We start from the raw sequence: 20,245 nt of genomic DNA on the forward strand, positions 1-20,245 counted from the left end.
TAAAGTGAATACCACGCCCCGCTTCGTCTGGGGGCCACCTCCGGGCCGGTTTGGGGGCGGCCCCCTCCTGCCCCGGCCCCTCGGCGGCCTCGGCCAGGCCCCCCGCCATCGGCGGGGCCTCGCCGGCGGCGACGCTGGCGAAGTTCGGCAGAATCGGTTTGCGGGTGCGCGCCCGGTAGGAGCAGCGCATGGCGATCTCGACGGTGGCCGTCAGCGCGTCCGGCAGGTCGCGGAACAGCTCGGCCATCTCGGCCCGGGTCGTGAAGGCATGGCGCGGGGTCAGGCGACGCCGCCGCTCGTCGGAGACGAGACGGCCTTCGGCGATGGCGAGCAGGGCGTCGTGAGCCTCGTAATCGCCGGGCTTGGCGAAATACGGCTCGTTGGTGGCGACGATGCCGAGGCCATGGCTGTCGGCGAGCCGCAGCAATTCGCGCTCCACCGCGCGCTCGTCGGCGAGGCCGTGACGCTGGATCTCGACGTAGAGGCGCTCCTCGCCGAAGGCGGATTTCAGGAACTCCAGCCGCTTGGCGGCCTGGTCGTGCCGCCCCGCGCGCAGGCTGGTGTCGAGCGGCCCCGTCAGGCCGCCGGTGAGCGCGATGACGCCGTCCACCGCGCCCTCCAACGCGGAGACCGCGACACGGGGCGGCTCGCCCAGCGCGCCGTCGAAATAGGCGCGGCTGCCGAGCCGCAGCAGGTTGCCGTACCCGGTCTCGTCCTGAGCGAGCAGCACGATGTTGCCGCAGCCCGCCTGCGGCAGCCGCGCCATCGGATCGGGCGCCTCGAAGCAGATGGTGAGCTGGATCCCGGCGATGGGCTGGATGCCCGCCTTCGCGGCGTATTCGGAAAATTCCAGCGCCCCGAACAGGTTGTTGGTGTCGGTGAGCGCCAGCGCGGGCTGCCGGTCGGCGGCCGCCGCCTTGACCAGGTCACCGGCCTTCACCCCGCCTTCGAGCAGCGAGTAGGACGAATGGACGTGGAGATGGACGAAGCCGACTTCTTTGAGTGTGCGCGCCATGGGGACCCTGCTCGGAGCCCGCTAAGATCGCCGCTCAATGCCTTGCGAGTCTGTCACCGACGCGCCGCACCGTGGGCGATATCCACTGTTCCTCGATCCCGAAGCGCTTTGCACGGGCGGGGCAGGCGGAAAAGCCCTGTCCGACGCCATTTCCCTGTGAGCAACACGTCCGGGCCCGGAACGAAGGGCGTTCGGACGCGAACCCTTAGTGAATCGGCGCCAAGGCTACCGCCCAGAGCGCAACCGCGCCGAAGAGAAGGCCGAAGGCCGTGAATTCGACGAGGCTGGTGAAGAAGACGCGCTTGAACATGACTTCCGCTCCCTGGTGATGGAGCGAGTTTTGTTCCTGCTTTGTTCTTTGTAAAGCCTCGCCACGGAGGCACCCGGCAGGATGGTGAACGGTGTGTTACCGGCGCCACGCCCCAGCCATCCTCACGCCCTTCCAGCCGCGATCCCCTTTCGCGTCCGGAGGTCGTGCGGCCTTCGCCGGATCGGTGCCGCGCTGCCCCGATCTCAGCTCAGCTGCTCGATCATCCCGTCGCGAATGGTCACGCGCCGGTCCATGCGGGCGGCGAGGTCCATGTTGTGGGTCGCGATCAGGGCGGCGAGGCCGGAGGCGCGCACCAGCTGCAGCAGGATGTTGAACACCCGGCCCGAGGTCTGCGGATCGAGATTGCCGGTGGGCTCGTCGGCGAGCAGCAGGCGCGGGCCGTTGGCGACCGCGCGGGCGATGGCGACCCGCTGCTGCTCGCCGCCCGAGAGTTCGGCCGGGCGGTGCGGCAGGCGATCCTTCAGGCCGAGGAAGCTGAGAAGCTCGGCGGCGCGAGTCTCCGCCTCCTTGCGGGCGAGCCCGCGGATGAGCTGGGGCAGCACCACGTTCTCCAGCGCCGAGAACTCGGGCAGCAGGTGATGGAACTGGTAGACGAAGCCCATCTCCTCGCGCCGCAGCCGGGTGCGCTCGGCATCCGACATCGCCGCCGTCGGCTGGCCGCCGATATAGACCTCGCCGCCATCCGGCCGCTCCAGCAGCCCGGCGACGTGGAGCAAGGTCGACTTGCCGGCGCCCGAGGGTGCCACCAGGGCGACCAGCTCCCCGGGCCAGATGGCGAGATCGGTGCCGCGCAGGATCTCGAGGGCGCCCTCCCCCTGCGCGTATCGGCGCTGGACGCCCGAGAAGAACAGGGCCGGCACCGGCTGGGCGGCGCCGGCATTGGTTTGAGCCATGTGGGAAAAGCCCGTCAGCCGTAGCGCAGGGCCTGCACCGGATCGAGCCGGGCGGCACGCCAGGAGGGATAGAGCGTCGCGACCAGCGACAGCAGGATCGAGGTGATCACGATGATGACCACCTCGCTCGTGTTCATCTCGGCGGGGATCTCGGCGAGGAAGCGCACGGTCGGATCCCAGGCACCGGGAAACAGCGTGCGCTGGATCGGCTTGATGTTCAGGGTGAACAGCACGCCGCCGATGAGGCCGATCGCCGTGCCGACGAGACCGATCAGCGCCCCGTTGATGAGGAAGACCCGCATGATCGTGCCCGGGGTCGCGCCCATGGTGCGCAGGATCGCGATGTCCGACGACTTGTCGCGCACGAGCAGGATCAGGCCGGAGATGATGTTGAGGGTCGCCACGATCACGATGAGGTTGAGGATCAGGAACATCACGTTCCGCTCCACCTCCAGCGCGCCGAAGAAGGTGCGGTTGGTCTGGCGCCAATCGGTCAGCAGCACCGGCCGCTCGGCCGCCATCTCCAGGGGCTCGCGCATCTCGCCGACCGTGTCGGCATCGTCGAGATAGATCTCGATCACGCTGACATCGCCGTCGCGGTTGAAGAAGGCCTGGGATTCCGCCAGCGGCATGAAGGCCATGGTGCTGTCGAAATCCGTCACGCCGATCTCGAAGATCGCCTTGACGGTGTAGGCCTTGGTGCGCGGCGCCGTGCCGAAGGGCGTGCTCGCTCCCTTCGGCGTCGAGAGCGTCACCTGATCGCCGGCCTGGAGCCCGAGGGAATCGGCGAGCCGCTTGCCGAGCGCCACGCCCTGGCCGTCATCGAAGCCTTCGAGCGTGCCGCTCTTGATCGCACTCGACACCGCCGGGATCTTGGGCAGGTCGGCGGCGCGCACGCCCCGCACCAGCACGCCGGAGCCGCCATAGGGCGAGGAGGCGAAGGCCTGCCCCTGCACCATCGGCACCACGGCGCGGACGCCCGCGACCTTCTCCAGCCGGTCGGAGAGATCGACGTAATCGGTGAACAGCTTGTCGATCGGCGCGGCGAAGACGTGGCCGTTGAGCCCGATGATCTTGGAGCGCAGCTCGGAGCGGAAGCCGTTCATCACCGAGAGCACGATGATCAGGGTGGCCACGCCCACGGCGATGCCGAGCACCGAGAACAGGGCCACCACCGAGACGCCGCCGCCCCGGCGGCGAGCCCGGAGATAGCGCCCGGCGATCAGCCATTCGAAGCCCGCGAAGGGCGGAGTCGAGGCGGCGGCGCGGGCATTCTTCACCCAGGCCAGGACGCCGGCCAGGCTGACGCCCCTTCCCTTGCCCAACGCGAGCGCCATCGGATCCTGCCCCTAGACGCGCCGGATGCGGGCGGGCAGATCGACCGGATCGAGAGTCTCGCGCTCCCCGCTGGCCCGGCGCTTCAGCTCGACCTTGCCCTCGCCGAGCCCCTTCGGCCCGACGATGACCTGCCAGGGCAGGCCGATCAGGTCGGCGGTGGCGAACTTGGCGCCCGGCCGCTCGTCGCGGTCGTCGTAGAGCACCGAGAGGCCGGCGGTCTCCAGCGCCGCCTGGATCTCGGCGCAGGCCGTGTCGCAGGCAGCATCGCCGACCTTGAGGTTGATGAGCGCCACGTCGAAGGGGGCGATGGCGTCGGGCCAGATGATGCCGGCCTCGTCGTGGCTCGCCTCGATGGTTGCCGCCACCAGCCGGCTCGGGCCGATGCCGTAGGAACCCATATGGACCGGCCGCTCCTGGCCGTCGGGGCCGGTGACGGTCGCCTTCATCGGCTCGGAATACTTGGTGCCGAAATAGAAGATGTGGCCGACCTCGATGCCGCGGGCGGAGAGGCGCGAGGCCTCCGGCACCTCGGCGAAGACCGCCTCGTCGTGCATCTCGTCGGTGGCGGCGTAGTGCGAGGTCCAGGCATCGACCACGCCCTGCAGGCCCGCCACGTCGTCGAAATCGACGGAGGGCGGCGGCACCGGCATGTCGAGATAGGTGCGGTCGCAGAACACCTCGCTCTCGCCCGTCTTGGCCAGGATGATGAATTCGTGGCTGAGATCGCCGCCGATCGGCCCGGTATCGGCGCGCATCGGGATCGCCCTCAAGCCCAGCGTCTCGAAGGTGCGCAGATAGGAGACGAAGACCTTGTTGTAGGAGTGGCGCGCGCCGGCCTGATCGAGATCGAAGGAATACCCGTCCTTCATCAGGAACTCGCGCGAGCGCATGGTGCCGAAGCGCGGCCGCACCTCGTCGCGGAACTTCCACGAGATCTGGTAGAGGTTCTTCGGCAGATCCTTGTAGGAGCGGGCGCTGGCGCGGAAGATCTCGGTGACGACTTCCTCGGCGGTCGGGCCATACAGCAGCTCGCGCTCGTGGCGATCCTTCAACCGCAGCATCTCCTTGCCATAGGCCTCGTAGCGGCCCGACTCGCGCCAGAGATCGGCGGCCTGGATCGTCGGCATCAGGATCTCGACGGCACCTGCGCGATCCTGCTCGGCGCGGATGACGTCGCAGACCTTGTTGAGGACGCGCAGGCCCAGCGGCAGCCAGGCGTAGATGCCGGCCGCCTCCTGACGGATCATACCGGCCCGCAGCATCAGGCGGTGCGAGACGATCTCGGCTTCCTTGGGCGTCTCGCGCAGGATCGGCAGGAAATAGCGGGAGAGACGCATCGATCGACCTTGGAAGACGGCTGGCGCGGCCTGCGGCGGGAGGCCTAAAGCTGGAAGGCACACAACACATTGCGCCTGCAAAACACAAGCGCCGCGCGACAACAGGGCCGCCCCGCGATGGCGAAACCGAGCCGGCGAAGGGTTCAGACGGCACGGGCAGCGGGCGCGGAGGTCAGTTTGACGCAAGCCTTGCAAAAAAGCGCCGCGAATCGTCTCCACCCTGATGACAAAGGGAAATGTTCTTCCTATAAGCAGCGCCGTGATGGTCGCAGCCCACGAGGCAGCGCACGGTCCGGGTCTTGGGAGGAACAATCAGCCACCGCGCCGCAAGCAATGCGCGAGATAAATCAGGCTGAAAAATACTTCGGTTTTCCAAAGCAAGGCCTCGTGCCTTGCTTTTTGTTTTTGAGCCTCGTCTTCCCTCACGCGGCGGAGACGGCAGACGAGGCCCGGCACCCTGAGGGCGACGGCGCGCCCGGACCGACGGGCGAGTAGGCCCATCACAGCCTGGGCGGCGTCACAACCGGGCGAGTGGGAAGATCAGCAGGGCGGCGAAGAACGCGATCCCGGCCACCACCGTCGTCACCAGCGCCTTCTCGCGCAGGCGCGGACTGGCCGGCGCCCCCGGATCCTGCCCCGGCACCAGCCGCTGCGGATCGGCCTCGGCGGCATTGCCGATGGGAAGGATCGCGAACAGGAAGGTCCACCACAGGACGAAGTACAGCGCGAAGGCGCCGAACACCGTGAGGGCGAAGCCCTTCACCGCGACGAACACCATGATGACCAGCAGCACCGCCACCGTCAGGATGGTCAGCGGCGTCGATGCGACGACGGTGCGGAGGGGCGAGGAGGCCATCGTGTTCGACCGATTGGATGACGGGAAAAGGTCCCGGTGACGCTGTGTCGATCCGGGCGAGGCCGCGCCAGCGGGCGAGCCTCAGACCTGCTCCAGCTCCACCAGGGTCCCCAAAAAGTCCTTGGGGTGGAGGAAGATCACCGGCTTGCCATGGGCGCCGATCTTCGGCTCGCCGGTGCCGAGGACGCGGGCGCCGGCAGCCTTCATCTTGTCGCGGGCGGCGATGATGTCCTCGACCTCGTAGCAGACATGGTGGATGCCGCCGGCCGGGTTCTTGTCGACGAAGCCCTGGATCGTCGAATTCTCGCCGAGCGGCGACATCAGCTCGACCTTGCTGTTGGGCAGTTCGACGAACACCACCGTCACGCCGTGTTCCGGCTGCGGCAGCGGCTCGGTGACCTTGGCACCGAGGGTGTCACGATAGATCGCGGTGGCCGCGTCGAGATCCTTCACCGCGATGGCGACGTGGTTGAGCCGTCCGATCATTTTTCTGTCCTCCCTGCCCGGTTCCGATCCCATCCTTGCAAGCGGCAGCGAAGCCATCCAGCGGCGCGACATCTGCGGAGGATGCAGCGCGCTGGACGGCTTCGGCTTCGCCTCGCGAGAACGGGGCGCCTACGACCCTATCACACCTCGACCACCTGCACGTGGCAGGCGGGCTTCTTGCCCCAGGCCTCGTTGACCGAGGAGCGGACGGCGCGGTCCACCGCGTTCTCCACCGCCTCCGAGTCCTTCATCTTGCCCCGTGACAGGCCGTTCAGGGTGCGGTTGACCGTATCGACCACGGTGTCGAGCAGGGGCTCGCCGTCGCGTCCGCGATTGGGCAGGCCCATGATGTCGACCGCCGGCTCGCCGACCACTTCGCCGCGCTCGTCGATGGCGATGGCCACCGAAACGATGCCGGTCTGGGAGAGCTTGCGCCGCTCGGGGATCGCCCGGTCCTTGGCATCGATCAGGACGTTGCCGTCCTTGTAGAGGCGGCCGGCGCGGACATGCTCGACGACCTCGGGCGTGCCGGGGGCGAGCCGCACCACCGCGCCGTTGCGGGCCTTCACCACCGCCTCGACGCCCTGCGAGCGGGCGAAGCGGGCATGTTCGTCGAGATGCAGAGCCTCGCCGTGGACCGGCACCACCGCTTTCGGCCGGGTCCAAGAATACATCGCCACCATCTCCTCACGGCGCGGATGGCCTGAGACGTGGACGAGTTCGGTGCGGTCGGTGATGACCTCGATGCCGGCCTCGATCAGGTCGTTGATGATGGCGCCGACATCCCGCTCGTTGCCGGGGATGGCGCGGGAGGAGAAGATCACTTGGTCGCCGGCGGTGAGCGAGACGGCCGGGTGGTCACGGCGCGAAACCCGGGACATCGCGGCCCGCGGCTCGCCCTGAGACCCCGTCAGCAGGCAGACCACCTTGTCGCGGGGCAGGTGCGAGTAGGATTCGGCGCCGAGGAAGTCCGGCAGGCCGTCGAGATAGCCGCATTCGCGGGCCACATCGATCACCCGGTCCATGGCGCGGCCCACGGCGATGACCTGACGGCCGCAGGCCTGGGCGGCTTCGGCCACCGCGCGGATGCGGGCGACGTTGGAGGCGAAGGTGGTCACCGCCACGCGGTGGGGCGCCGCCTCGATCAGCTTCCTCAGGGTCGCGGAGACCTCGGCCTCGCTGGGGGAGCGCCCCTCGCGCAGCACGTTGGTGGAATCGCAGATCAGCGCCAGGACGCCCTCGTCGCCGAGCGCCGTGAAGGCTTCGGGCGAGGTGGAATCGCCGGCCACCGGCGTGTCGTCGAGCTTCCAGTCACCGGTATGGAGCACGAGGCCGTGCACGGTGCGGATCGCCACCGCGTTGGACTCGGGGATCGAGTGGGCCACCGGCACGAACTCGATCTCGAACGGGCCGACGGTGACGCGCTTGCCCGGCTTGACCTCGCGCAGATCCACCTTGGGCGCCCCCGGTTCGGAGAGGCGGCGGGTCTCCAGCAGGTTCTTGGCGAAGCGCGTGGCGTAGACCGGCGCCTTGAGGCGCGGCCACAGCTCCGAGATCGCGCCGATATGGTCCTCGTGCGCGTGGGTGATGAAGATGCCGAGGAGGTCCTTCTTCCGCTCCTCGATGAAGCTGAGATCGGGATACATCAGGTCGATGCCGGGCAAGCCCTCCTCGCCCGCGAACCCCATCCCGCAATCGATCATGATCCATTTGCGCTGCTTCTCGGGTCCGATCCCGTAGAGGCCCGCATTCATGCCGATCTCGCCCACGCCGCCGAGCGGCACGAAGACGAGTTCGTCTTGCCGTGTCGTCATCTTGTTCGTCTATCCAGTCTCAGACCGCCGTCGCGGCACTTCCGAAATGCACCTCGCCCGCCGTCACGGTTCGCCGTGTTCCGTCCGGGGCGAGGATTACGAGCCGCCCCCCCTCGTCGATAGTTTCGAACACGCCCATCAGCGTGGCTTCGGCCATGCGAACCGACACGGGGGCGCCAACCCCCGCCGCGCGCTCCAGCCACCGCTGCCGGATCGTGGGAAATCCGCGCCCCTTGTTCCAGATCCGGACGGCTTCGACAAACCGTTCCGACAGGAATTCGAGCAGCATCGGCGCATCCGCCGCGGAAAAATCCGATAAAGCCGCCGCCGGGTAGGGCAAACCCTCAGGGGCAGCCCTGACATTGACCCCGAAACCGACCACCACGGCCCGCCGGCCGCCTGGCAGGGATTCGGCTTCCAAAAGGATTCCAGCGAGCTTCGCGCCCTCGACGAGAACGTCGTTCGGCCATTTCAGATGGATGGTCGTGGCAGAGGCGGCAATGCCCTGCGGCGACCGCGCATCGCGGATCGCGTCCACCAGGGCCACGCCGGCCACGAAGCCGAGCGTCGCCACCATTTCCGGCGCGACGCCCGCCACCGGCATCAGCAGGCTCGCGGCGAGATTGCCCTCCGGCGAGGTCCAGCCATTGCCGCGCCGACCCCGGCCCGCCTCCTGACGGCGGGCCGTGACCCAGAGCGGTCCGGTCTCACCGCTCCGTGCGAGCCGCAGGGCCTCGCTGTTGGTTGAGTCGAGCCTGTCGTGGCTGTGCAGCCGGAAGCCCTCAGCCCTGGCCGCCTGACTCAGCCGGAACTGCATCGCCTCAAAACAAAGCCTTGGCGGCGTCGCCCGCCGCCGCGATCAGCGGAGCCGGCACGAGGAAGAACAGCACCACGACGGCGCTCGACACGCCGAGCACGATGGCCGAGCCCGGTGGGATCCGCTCGTAGGGCGCCTGCGCCTCGTCGAAATATATCACCTTGACGAGGCGGATGTAATAGAAGGCGCCGACCACGGAGGTGACCACGCCGACCACCGCCAGCGTCACCAGCCCGGCCTTGATGGCGGCGGCGAAGACGTAGAACTTGGCGAAGAACCCGGCCAAGGGCGGGATGCCGGCCAGCGAGAACATCATCGCGGCGAGGCAGAAGGCCAGCCAGGGATGGGTCCGCGAGAGGCCCGAGAGATCGTCGATCGTCTCGAACATCTTGTCCTTGCGGCGGAGCGAGAGCAGCACCGCGAAGGCACCCAGCGTCATCGCGAGGTAGATGATCATGTAGATCACCACACCGCGGATGCCCTCCTCCGAACCCGCCGCGAGGCCGATCAGCGCGTAGCCGACATTGCCGATGGAGGAATAGGCCATCAGGCGCTTGATGTTACGCTGGCCGATGGCGGCGAAGGAACCCAGCGCCATCGAGGCGATCGACACGAACACGATGATCTGCTGCCAGACCGCGGTCACGTCCGGGAAGGCGCCGATGAAGACGCGCACCGTCATCGCCATGGCGGCGACCTTCGGCGCCGAGCCGAAGAAGGCGGTCACCGGGGTCGGCGAGCCCTCGTAGACGTCCGGCGTCCACATGTGGAACGGCACGGCCGCGAGCTTGAAGGCCACGCCGGCCGCCACGAACACGATGCCGAGCACGATGCCGAAGCTCGCCGGACCGTTGAGCGCGGTGACGATGCCGGGGAAGGAGACCGTGCCGGTGAAGCCGTAGACCAGCGACGAGCCGTAGAGCAGCATGCCGGAGGAGAGCGCGCCGAGCACGAAGTATTTCAGGCCGGCCTCCGTCGACTTCACGTCGTCGCGGTGGAAGGCGGCGATGACGTAGGCGGCGAGCGATTGCAGCTCCAGGCCGAGATAGAGCGCGATCAGGTCGTTGGCCGAGGCCATCACCATCATGCCGATGGTGCAGAGCACGATCAGGATCGGGTACTCGAACCGGTCGATGCGCTCGCGCTGGAAATAGTCGCGCGAGAGAAGGATCGTGGCCGCCGAGCCGATCAGGATCAGCCCCTTCATCAGCCGCGCGAACGGATCGGCGATGAAGGCGCCGTTCAGCGTCGTCACCTGGCCCGTCTGTGAGACCACGAGGAAGAAGGTGAAGATCAGGAGGATCAGCGCGCCGACATTGACGCCCTCGGAGGAGCGCTCACCGCGCCATGCGCCGTAGAGCACGAGCAGGAGCGCGCCGAGGCTCAGCACGATCTCCGGCAGGACCGGCGTGATCGCCGGCAGGACGGACTGGATCGGGGTCATCGCGCGGCGGCCTCGACGGTTTTCTCGGAGTTGAGCCCGGCGGATTTCTCGGCCGCAGCGATGCGGTCGGCCTTGGCGGCCGCCTCAGCGGACTGCGTGTTCGAGAGCGCCGCGCGCATGTTCTGCATCAGCGCCTCGGTCGAGGGCGCGAAGGTGTCGAGCACGGGGGCCGGGTGGACGCCGTACCAGATCGTCAGCGCGACGAGCGGCGCGATGATGATCTTCTCACGGGTGTCGAGATCGAGGATGCCCTGGAGGCTGGGCTTCTCCAGCTTGCCGTAGATCACCCGGGCGTAGAGCCAGAGGGCGTAGGCCGCCGAGAGGATGATGCCGAACACCGAGAAGAAGGCCACCGTCGGGTTGGCGCGGAAGGCGCCCATCATCGCCAGGAACTCGCCGACGAAGCCGGACGTGCCGGGCAGGCCGACATTGGCCATGGTGAACACCATCATCGCGGCGGCGTAGAGCGGCATCCGCTTCACCAGACCGCCATAGGCCGCGATCTCACGGGTATGCATCCGGTCGTAGACGACACCGACGCAGAGGAAGAGCGCGCCGGAGACGATGCCGTGGGAGATCATCAGGAACAGCGCGCCCTGGATGCCCTGCTCGTTGAGGGTGAACAGGCCGAGCGTCACGAAGCCCATATGCGCCACCGACGAGTAGGCGATCAGCTTCTTGATATCGGTCTGCATCATCGCGGTGAGCGAGGTGAAGATGATCGCGATCACCGACAGGGCGAAGACGAGGGGCGCGAAATACTGGCTCGCATCCGGCAGCATCGGCAGCGAGACCCGGATGAAGCCGTAGCCGCCCATCTTGAGCAGGATGCCGGCCAGGATCACTGAGCCCGCCGTCGGCGCCTCTACGTGGGCGTCGGGGAGCCAGGTATGGACCGGCCACATCGGCATCTTCACCGCGAAGGAGGCGAAGAAGGCGAGCCAGAGCCAATACTGCATGCCCACGGGGAAGCGGTGCGCGAGCAGCGTCGGGATGTCGGTGGTGCCGGCCTCCCAGTACATCGCCATGATGGCGAGCAGCATCAGCACCGAGCCGAGCAGGGTGTAGAGGAAGAACTTGAAGCTCGCGTAGATGCGCCGCTTGCCGCCCCAGATGCCGATGATGAGGAACATCGGGATCAGGCCGGCCTCGAAGAACAGGTAGAACAGCACCAGATCGAGGGCACTGAACACGCCGATCATCGTCGTCTCGAGGACGAGGAAGGCGACGAAGTATTCCTTGACGCGGTTCTCGACCGAGAGCCACGACGCGCCGATGCAGAACGGCATCAGGAAGGTCGTCAGCAGGATCAGCGGCATCGAGAAGCCGTCGACGCCGAGCTTGAACCGGATCGTCTCGGCGAGCCACGCATGGGTCTCGACCAGCTGGAAGCTCGGGCTCGCCACGTCGTAGCGGGCCCAGGCGACCAGGGAGAGCAGGAAGGTGACGACCGTGGTGATCAGCGCCGCCCAGCGGGCGTTGCGCTTCACCGCCTCCGTCTCCTCGCCGAGAGTGAGGATGAAGGCGGCGCCCGCGAGCGGGACGATCAGGAGCCCGGAGAGAATGCCGAGGCCGAACATCAGTGGGTCACTCCCGGGCTTCCTGCCGGCACGCCGGAGACGAGATACCACGTGATCAGGCCGGCGACCCCGACGAGCATCACGAAGGCGTAGTGATAGACGTAGCCGGTCTGCAGGCGGACCACGCCGCGGGTGATGTCCACGACCCGAGCCGAGATCCCGTTCGGACCGAGCCCGTCGATGATGCGGCCGTCGCCCTCCTTCCAGAGGAACAGGCCGAAGTTCTTGGCCGGACGGACGAAGATCCGATCGTAGATCTCGTCGAAGTACCACTTGTTGAGCAGGAAGCGGTACAGGATCGGCTGAGATTCCGCGAGGCGATGCGGCATGTCGGGCCGGCGGATATACATCCAGAAGGCCAGGACGAAACCGAGCACCAGCATCACGAAGGGCGAGAGCGAGACCCAGCGCGGCGCGTCGTGGATCGCGTGCATGATGTGGTTCTCGGGCCCGTGCGCCAGGGCATGGCCCCAGAACTTGTCCATGTCGTGCCCGATGAACCGATCCTTGAAGATCAGGCCGGCGAACAGAGCGCCGAACGCCAGGACGGCGAGCGGGATCGTCATCACGAGCGGGCTCTCGTGCGGCGTGTGGGCGTGATCGTCGTGGTGCTCGAGCGCGCTGTGCGAGGCGGGCTCGATGTCGTGCCCCTTGTCGTCGTGCGCGACCCCCTCATGGTGACCGGGCGCGCCGTCCGCCTCGTGCGCGGTGGCCGCGTGGGCATGGTCATGCACCGCATGAGCGTGGTCGTCATGACCATGGGCGCCGTGCGCCACCCAGCGCTGCGGTCCTTCGAAGGTGAGGAAGAACAGGCGCCAGCTGTAGAACGAGGTCATCAGCGCGGCGATCACGGTGGCGAGGAAGGCCAGCACGTGGCCGGGGCGGTCGGACATATAGGCCGCCTCGATGATCGCATCCTTCGAGTAATAGCCGGCGGTGAAGGGGAAGCCGATCAGTGCGAGCGTGCCGATCGTCATCATCGCCGTGGTGAAGGGGATGTAGCGGCGCAGACCTCCCATGTTCCGCATGTCCTGCTCGTGGTGCATCGCGTGGATGACCGAGCCGGCTCCGAGGAACAGCAGCGCCTTGAAGAAGGCGTGGGTGAAGAGGTGGAACACGCCGGTCGCGTAGGCGCCGACACCGAGGCCGACGAACATGTAGCCGAGCTGCGAGCAGGTCGAGTAGGCGATGACCCGCTTGATGTCGTTCTGCACGAGGCCGACGGTGGCCGCGAAGAAGGCGGTGATGCCGCCGATGACCGTGACCACGGTGAGCGCGGTCGGCGCCAGCTCGAACAGCGGCGACAGGCGGGCGACCATGAACACGCCGGCGGTGACCATGGTGGCGGCGTGGATCAGGGCCGAAACCGGGGTCGGGCCTTCCATCGCATCGGGGAGCCAAGTGTGCAGCAGGAACTGCGCCGACTTGCCCATGGCGCCCATGAACAGCAGCAGGGCGGCAAGCGTCAGGGCGTGCCAGTCGTGGCCGAGGAAGTGGAAGCTCGCATCCTTCAGCTCGGGGAGCTTGGCGAAGATCGCGTCGAAGCCGACGGAGCCGGTGAGCACGAACACCAGGAAGATGCCGAGCGAGAAGCCGAAATCACCGACGCGGTTGACGATGAAGGCCTTCATCGCGGCGGCATTGGCGGAAGGCTTTTCGTACCAGAAGCCGATCAGCAGGTAGGAGGCGAGGCCGACGCCTTCCCAGCCGAAGAACATCTGAACGAGGTTGTCGGAGGTCACCAGCATCAGCATGGCGAAGGTGAACAGCGACAGGTAGGCGAAGAAGCGCGGCCGGTGCGGATCCTCGTGCATGTAGCCGATGGAGTAGAGGTGCACGAGGGTCGAGACCGAAGTCACGACGACGAGCATGATCGCCGTCAGCGTGTCGACCTTGAAGGCCCAGTCGACCACGAGATCGCCGGCACCGAACCATTGCGCGACGTGGACGGTCTCGGCCCGGCCGTCGCCGGTGACGAGAAAGAAAGCGCCCCAGGACAGCAGAGCCGCGAAGGCGAGGCAGCCCGTCGTCACGAGCTCGCTCATCCGCGCACCGATGAACCGGCCGAACAGGCCGGCGATCAGGGCGCCGATCAGCGGGAAGAAGACGATCGCGTGATACATGGGTCGATCTTGCCTCGCAGCAGGCGGACGAAGGGGCGGGCTCTGTGAGAGGGAGCGTCAGCCCTTCATCATGCTCACGTCCTCGACCGCGATGGAGCCGCGGTTACGGAAGAACACCACCAGGATCGCGAGGCCGATCGCGGCTTCCGCCGCGGCGACCGTCAGCACGAACAGGGCGAAGACCTGTCCGGTGATGTCGTTGAGATGGGTCGAGAACGCCACGAGGTTGATGTTCACGGCAAGCAGGATCAGCTCTACCGACATCAGGATGACGATGACGTTCTTGCGGTTGATGAAGATGCCGAGCACGCCGAGCGTGAACAGGATCGCGGCAACCGTCAGGTAGTGGCTCAGTCCGATCATGGTCCTCAGACCTCCACGCCCTGCCGCGAGGGCACCTTGAGGGTGTCGACCGCCATGGCCTGGGTCCGGGCGTTCTGGACGGCGATGTTCTGACGCTTGACGCCGGTGCGGTCGCGCAAGGTCAGCACGATGGCGCCGATCATCGCCACCAGCAGGATCAGGCCGGCGATCTGGAAGAAGTAGACGTAGTCCGTGTAGAGCACCCGGCCGAGCGCCTGGGTGTTGGTGACGCTCTCGCCATGAGCGGCGTGGCCGAGAGGCGCCTGCACGAGGCCCGGATCGATGGTCCAGGTGCCGACGACGAGCAGCAGCTCGATCAGGAAGATCGCGCCGATCAGGCTGCCGATCGGCAGATAGCGCTGGAATCCCTGACGGAGGGCGGCGAAGTCCACGTCGAGCATCATCACGACGAAGAGGAACAGAACCGCGACGGCGCCGACATAGACGACGACGAGGATCATCGCCAGGAACTCGGCGCCCATCAGCACGAACAGCCCGGCGGCGTTCACGAAGGCGAGGATCAGGAACAACACCGAGGTGACGGGGTTCCTGGCTGCGATCACCATGAAGCCCGAGGCCACGGCGAAGCTCGCGAAGAGATAGAAGAAGGCGGCGGCTGCGGTCATGCGATTTTCAGCATCGGCCGCTCGGCCGAGCGGCTCCCTTCTGCCTCGGTGGACCCTCGGCCGCAGGCGGCGGCCGGTCTAGCGCATCCAGGATGACGCGCCAGGCTCCTGTTTCCGCATCGTCTTTTTCCGAAGGCGGAGGCCGTCTTTCGGGACGATGCTCTATAGAACTCGGCTGTGCGGCGCACAACCGGCGTAGCCGTTCCGGTTAGCGGTACGGCGCATCCAGCGCGATGTTACGGGCGATCTCGCGCTCCCAACGGTCGCCGTTCGCGAGCAGCTTTTCCTTGTCGTAGAGCAGCTCTTCGCGGGTCTCGACAGAGAACTCGAAGTTCGGCCCCTCGACGATGGCATCCACCGGGCAGGCCTCCTGGCACATGCCGCAATAGATGCACTTCACCATGTCGATGTCGTAGCGCGTGGTGCGCCGCGTGCCGTCGTTGCGGCGCGGGCCCGCCTCGATGGTGATCGCCTGGGCCGGGCAGATCGCCTCGCACAGCTTGCAGGCGATGCAGCGCTCCTCGCCGTTGGGGTAACGGCGCAGGGCGTGCTCGCCGCGGAAGCGCGGCCCGCGATGGCCCATCTCGAAGGGGTAGTTGATCGTGGCCTTCGGCTTGAAGAAATACTTCATGGCGAGAAAGAACCCCGACACGAACTCCTTCAGGAGAAGGCTTCTGGCGACCTGATCGAGCTTCACGGCGCGATCTCCGATTCGTTGGACGCAGTTCCGAGCGAGGTGGTGACCGGCTCGCCCGAAGGGATGCGACCTCACAAGGGACGGGTCAGGCCCCCGGCGCGAGGCCGGTGAGCTTGAGGACGAAGGCGACGACGACGACAGAGATCAGCGAGAGCGGAAGGAACACCTTCCAGCCGAGCCGCATCAGCTGATCGTAGCGGTAACGCGGCACCATGGCCTTCACCATGGCGATCATGAAGAACAGGAAGCTGGCCTTCAGCGCGAACCAGATCACGCCCGGCACCCAGGTGAAGGGCACGAACGGGATCGGCGAGAGCCAGCCGCCCAGGAACAGCACCGTACCGAGCGCGCACATGGTCATGATCGCCACGTATTCGCCGAGCATGAACAGCAGGTACGGCGTCGAGGAATACTCGACCATGTAACCGGCCACGAGCTCCGATTCGGCCTCCGGAAGGTCGAAGGGCGGGCGGTTGGTCTCGGCCAAGGCCGAGACGAAGAACACGGCGAACATCGGGAACAGCCAGAGCCAGTACCAGCCGAAGATCCCGAGCGCGGTGTCCTGCGCCATGACGATGCGCGAGAGGTTCAGTGAACCGGCGCAGAGCAGCACGCAGATGATGACGAAGCCGAGCGAGACCTCGTAGGAGATCATCTGGGCCGCCGAGCGCAGGGCGCCGAGGAAGGCGTATTTGGAGTTCGAGGCCCAGCCGCCCATGATGACGCCGTACACGCCGAGCGACGAGATCGCGAAGATGTAGGTGATGCCGACATTGATGTCGGCGATGGCCCAGCCGTCGGCGAGCGGGATCACCGCCCAGGAGGCCAGCGCCAGCATCGCGAAGACGAGGGGAGCCAGCAGGAAGATCGCCTTGTTGGCGCCCGCCGGAATCACCGGCTCCTTCAGCACGAACTTCAACAGATCGGCGAAGGATTGGAACAACCCCCACGGCCCGACCACGTTCGGACCGCGGCGCAGCTGCACCGCCGCCCAGATCTTGCGGTCGGCGAGCAAGGCATAGGCGATGAAGACGAGGAGCGCGGCGAGGAGCACGAAGCTCTTCAGCGCGATCAGGAGGACGGTCCCGAGCATTTCCCAGAAGGTCATCGGTGGCGTCCCCTATTCCGCCGCTTCGAGGGCGCGGCCCCGAGCGAGGCCGGAGCACTCGGCCAGCACCCGCGAGGCGCGGGCGATCGGGTTGGTGAGGTAGAAATCGGCGACCGGGGAGGAGAAGGCGCTCTTCGCCGTGTCTCCCGGCAGGCCCGCGAGCGTCGCCAGGGCGGCGGCCGCGTCGGACGGCTCGACCTGCCCGACCGCGGCCAGATGCGGATAGTCCGCGTACAGCGCCTTCCGCAGGGCGGCGAGGGAATCGTAGGGCAGCCGCTTGCCGAGCACGTCGGACAGGGCGCGCAGGATCGCCCAATCCTCACGGGCATCGCCCGGCGGGAAGCTGGCGCGGTTGGCCATCTGCACCCGGCCTTCGAGATTGACGTAGGTCGCGCTCTTCTCAGTATAGGCCGCGCCCGGCAGGATCACGTCGGCCCGGCTCGCGCCGGCATCCCCGTGGGTGCCCTGGTAGATCACGAAGGCGCCCGGCCCGATCACCCGCTCGTCGGCGCCGAGGTTGAACACCACGTCGAGGGCGCCCGGCTCCAGCATCTGCGAGAAGGTCAGCCCCCCCTCCCCCGGCACGAAGCCGAGATCGAGGGCACCGACGCGGGCTGCCGCCGTGTTGAGCACGCCGAAGCCGTTCCAGCCATCGGTGACGGCGCCGACATCCTGGGCCAAAGCCGCCGCGGCGGCGAGCGCGCCGAGTCCGCCCTCGCCGACGATCACCAGCGGGCGCTCCGCCGTCTTCAGCACGTCGAGGAAGCTGTGCTCCCCCTTGGCGATGGAGGCGAGCGTGTCGGTGCCGGCGCCGAGATAGGTGTAGGGGTAGGTCAGGTCCGGCTGCTCGTCGAGGATCAGGCCGATCGAGACCGGGGCCATGCGCCAACGCTTGCGGATGCGCACGTTGAGCAGCGAGGCTTCCGTGCGCGGGTTGGCGCCGACGATCAGGATCGCGTCCGCCTGCTCGATGCCGGGAATGGTCGCGCCGAGGGTGTAGGCGGCCCGGCCCCAGGCCGGATCGAGCGCCTCGCCGGTCTGGCGCGCATCGAGGTTCGTCACGCCGAGCGAGCCCATCAGGGCTTTGAGCGCAAAGATCTCCTCCACACCCGCGAGATCGCCGACGAGGGCGCCGACGCGCTTGGGATCGGTGCCCTTCAGCTTGGCGGCGATGGCAGCGAACGCCTCGCCCCAGGAGGCCGGGCGCAGGCGGCCGTTCTCACGCAGGAACGGGCGGTCGAGGCGTTGCAGACGCAGGCCGTCGACGACGTGGCGGGTCTTGTCGGAGATCCACTCCTCGTTGATCTCCTCGCTGATGCGCGGCTCGATCTGCATCACCTCGCGGCCACGGGCATCGACCCGGATCGCCGAGCCGACCGCATCCATCACGTCGACGGATTCGGTCTTGTGCAGCTCCCACGGGCGCACATTGTAGCTCTGCGGCTTGTGGACCAGCGCGCCCACGGGGCAGAGGTCGGCGACGTTGCCCTGAAGCTCCGAGCCCATCGCCTGTTCGAGGTAGCTCGTGATCTCCATGTCCTCGCCGCGGCCGATGGCGCCGAGATCCGGCACGCCGGCGACTTCCGCCAGGAAGCGGACGCAGCGGGTGCAATGGATGCAGCGGTTCATCGCGGTCCGCACCAGCGGGCCGATATACTTCTCCTCGACCGCCCGCTTGTTCTCCTGGTAGCGGGTCGAGTCGACGCCGTAGGCCATCGCCTGATCCTGCAGGTCGCAATGGCCGCCCTGGTCGCAGATCGGGCAATCGAGCGGGTGGTTGATGAGGAGGAACTCCATCACCCCCTCACGCGCCTTTTTCGTCGTGCCCGAGCGGGTGAGCACCTCCGGCGGCTCGCCGTTCGGCCCCGGCCGGCAATCCTTCACCGCGTAGGCGCAGGAGGCCACGGGCTTGGGCGCGCCCTTCAGCTCGACCAGGCACATCCGGCAATTGCCGGCGATCGACAGGCGCTCGTGGAAGCAGAAGCGCGGGATCTCCGCGCCCGCGACCTCGCAGGCCTGGAGCAGGGTGTAGTCGGCCGGGACATCGACCTCGGTGCCGTCGATGAGGATTTTGGTCATCGGGTCATCTCGAAGGTGAGCATCGGGCGGCCGTCACTCGGCCGCCATCGGCACCGCATCCATGTGCGGGTTCGCGCTGTATTGATCGATGCGCTTCTCGATCTCGGGCCGGAAATGCCGGATCAGGCCCTGGATCGGCCAAGCCGCCGCGTCACCGAGCGCGCAGATGGTGTGACCCTCGACCTGCTTGGTGACTTCCAAGAGCATGTCGATCTCGCGCTTCTGCGCCCGGCCGGCGGCCATGCGGGTCAGCACGCGCCACATCCAGCCGGTGCCCTCGCGGCACGGCGTGCACTGGCCGCAGGATTCGTGCTTGTAGAAGTACGAGATACGGGCGATCGCGCCGACGATGTCGGTCGATTTGTCGAGCACGATCACCGCCGCCGTACCCAGGCCCGAGCCCAGATTGCGCAGGGTGTCGAAGTCCATCTTGGCGTCGATGATCTGCTCGGCCGGCACCAGCGGCACCGACGAGCCGCCGGGAATGGAACACAGGAGGTTGTCCCAGCCGCCGCGCATGCCGCCGCAATGCTTGTCGATCAGCTCGCGGAAGGTGATGCCGAGTTCTTCCTCGACATTGCACGGCTTGTTGACGTGGCCCGACACGCAGAACAGCTTGGTGCCGGTGTTGTTCTTGCCACCCAGGCCAGCGAACCACGCGCCGCCACGGCGCAGGATCGTGCCGGCCACCGCGATCGACTCGACGTTGTTCACGGTCGTGGGGCAGCCGTAGAGGCCCATATTGGCCGGGAACGGCGGCTTCAGCCGCGGCATCCCCTTCTTGCCCTCCAAGCTCTCGATGAGAGCCGTCTCCTCGCCGCAGATATAGGCACCCGCGCCGTGGTGGACGTAGATATCGAAGGGGTAGTCGTGGATGTTGGACGGGCCGACGAGACGCGCCTCGTAGGCCTCGTCCACCGCGCGCTGGAGGGCGAATTTCTCCGCCACATACTCGCCACGGATGTAGATGTAGCAGGCATGCGCGCCCATGGCGAAGGAGGCCAGCATGCAGCCTTCGATCAGGAGATGCGGGTCGTGCCGCATGATCTCCCGGTCCTTGCAGGTGCCCGGCTCCGACTCGTCGGCATTGACGACGAGGTAATGCGGGCGCCCGTCCGACTTCTTGGGCATGAACGACCATTTCAGGCCGGTGGGGAAGCCGGCGCCGCCACGGCCGCGCAGGCCGGAGCCCTTCATCTCGTCGATGATCCAGTCCCGGCCCATCTCGAGCAGGAACTTGGTGCCGTCCCAGGCGCCGCGTTTCTTGGCGGCCTCGAGCCCCGGCGAGTGCAGGCCGTAGAGGTTGGTGAAGATGCGATCCTGATCGGAGAGCATGAT

The 20,245-nt window shown here is 67.2% G+C and carries 17 protein-coding genes; all 17 read right to left on the reverse strand.

Translation table 11 applies throughout. The features are described from left to right. Positions 1–1,015: PHP domain-containing protein (locus MZTS_RS15160; protein ID WP_192284488.1), on the reverse strand; the 1,015-nt coding region annotated here is incomplete at its 3' end. Positions 1,016–1,528: 513 nt separating this feature from the next. Beyond that, positions 1,529–2,239 (reverse strand): ABC transporter ATP-binding protein, encoded by a 711-nt coding sequence (locus tag MZTS_RS15165; RefSeq protein WP_192284489.1) that lies wholly within the window; start codon positions 2,237–2,239, stop codon positions 1,529–1,531. Between the two features lie 14 nt (positions 2,240–2,253). Further along, on the reverse strand, positions 2,254–3,576 hold the full coding sequence (locus tag MZTS_RS15170) for a lipoprotein-releasing ABC transporter permease subunit (RefSeq protein ID WP_192284490.1): 1,323 nt from the start codon (positions 3,574–3,576) through the stop codon (positions 2,254–2,256). Between the two features lie 12 nt (positions 3,577–3,588). Next, complete coding sequence (gene proS, locus MZTS_RS15175) at positions 3,589–4,914, reverse strand: proline--tRNA ligase (RefSeq protein WP_192284491.1); 1,326 nt, start codon at positions 4,912–4,914, stop codon at positions 3,589–3,591. 517 nt (positions 4,915–5,431) lie between these two features. Further along, positions 5,432–5,770 (reverse strand): DUF1467 family protein, encoded by a 339-nt coding sequence (locus MZTS_RS15180; RefSeq protein WP_192284492.1) that lies wholly within the window; start codon positions 5,768–5,770, stop codon positions 5,432–5,434. Between the two features lie 81 nt (positions 5,771–5,851). After that, entirely contained in the window at positions 5,852–6,256 is a 405-nt protein-coding gene (gene mce, locus MZTS_RS15185; protein WP_012452931.1) for a methylmalonyl-CoA epimerase, read from the reverse strand. A gap of 140 nt (positions 6,257–6,396) precedes the next feature. Further along, positions 6,397–8,070 carry a ribonuclease J gene (locus tag MZTS_RS15190; RefSeq protein ID WP_192284493.1) on the reverse strand — a complete coding sequence of 558 codons (1,674 nt, stop codon included), beginning with the start codon at positions 8,068–8,070 and terminating at the stop codon, positions 6,397–6,399. A 19-nt stretch (positions 8,071–8,089) separates the two neighbouring features. Continuing rightward, positions 8,090–8,887: a biotin--[acetyl-CoA-carboxylase] ligase gene (locus MZTS_RS15195; protein WP_192284494.1), complete on the reverse strand. Its 798-nt coding sequence runs from the start codon at positions 8,885–8,887 to the stop codon at positions 8,090–8,092. Between the two features lie 4 nt (positions 8,888–8,891). Next, positions 8,892–10,331 (reverse strand): NADH-quinone oxidoreductase subunit NuoN, encoded by a 1,440-nt coding sequence (gene nuoN / locus MZTS_RS15200; RefSeq protein ID WP_192284495.1) that lies wholly within the window; start codon positions 10,329–10,331, stop codon positions 8,892–8,894. Then, positions 10,328–11,911: an NADH-quinone oxidoreductase subunit M gene (locus MZTS_RS15205; protein ID WP_192284496.1), complete on the reverse strand. Its 1,584-nt coding sequence runs from the start codon at positions 11,909–11,911 to the stop codon at positions 10,328–10,330. The genes nuoN and MZTS_RS15205 overlap by 4 nt, the downstream gene beginning before the upstream one ends. Then, complete coding sequence (gene nuoL, locus MZTS_RS15210) at positions 11,911–14,034, reverse strand: NADH-quinone oxidoreductase subunit L (RefSeq protein ID WP_192284497.1); 2,124 nt, start codon at positions 14,032–14,034, stop codon at positions 11,911–11,913. Before nuoL ends, MZTS_RS15205 begins: the two co-directional genes overlap by 1 nt. Positions 14,035–14,091: 57 nt before the next feature. Beyond that, positions 14,092–14,397 carry an NADH-quinone oxidoreductase subunit NuoK gene (gene nuoK, locus MZTS_RS15215; RefSeq protein WP_003598182.1) on the reverse strand — a complete coding sequence of 102 codons (306 nt, stop codon included), beginning with the start codon at positions 14,395–14,397 and terminating at the stop codon, positions 14,092–14,094. 5 nt (positions 14,398–14,402) lie between these two features. Continuing rightward, complete coding sequence (locus MZTS_RS15220) at positions 14,403–15,023, reverse strand: NADH-quinone oxidoreductase subunit J (RefSeq protein ID WP_192284498.1); 621 nt, start codon at positions 15,021–15,023, stop codon at positions 14,403–14,405. Positions 15,024–15,231: 208 nt separating this feature from the next. After that, positions 15,232–15,720, reverse strand: a complete 489-nt coding sequence (nuoI, locus tag MZTS_RS15225) for an NADH-quinone oxidoreductase subunit NuoI (RefSeq protein ID WP_192284499.1) — start codon at positions 15,718–15,720, stop codon at positions 15,232–15,234. Between the two features lie 85 nt (positions 15,721–15,805). Then, positions 15,806–16,828 carry an NADH-quinone oxidoreductase subunit NuoH gene (gene nuoH / locus MZTS_RS15230; RefSeq protein ID WP_192284500.1) on the reverse strand — a complete coding sequence of 341 codons (1,023 nt, stop codon included), beginning with the start codon at positions 16,826–16,828 and terminating at the stop codon, positions 15,806–15,808. Positions 16,829–16,840: 12 nt separating this feature from the next. Next, positions 16,841–18,907, reverse strand: a complete 2,067-nt coding sequence (gene nuoG / locus MZTS_RS15235) for an NADH-quinone oxidoreductase subunit NuoG (RefSeq protein WP_192284501.1) — start codon at positions 18,905–18,907, stop codon at positions 16,841–16,843. 33 nt (positions 18,908–18,940) lie between these two features. Then, entirely contained in the window at positions 18,941–20,242 is a 1,302-nt protein-coding gene (nuoF, locus tag MZTS_RS15240; RefSeq protein ID WP_192284502.1) for an NADH-quinone oxidoreductase subunit NuoF, read from the reverse strand. Positions 20,243–20,245: the final 3 nt, after the last annotated feature.

Source organism: Methylorubrum zatmanii, assembly GCF_014845115.1.
GTDB classification, from domain to species: Bacteria; Pseudomonadota; Alphaproteobacteria; order Rhizobiales; family Beijerinckiaceae; genus Methylobacterium; species Methylobacterium zatmanii.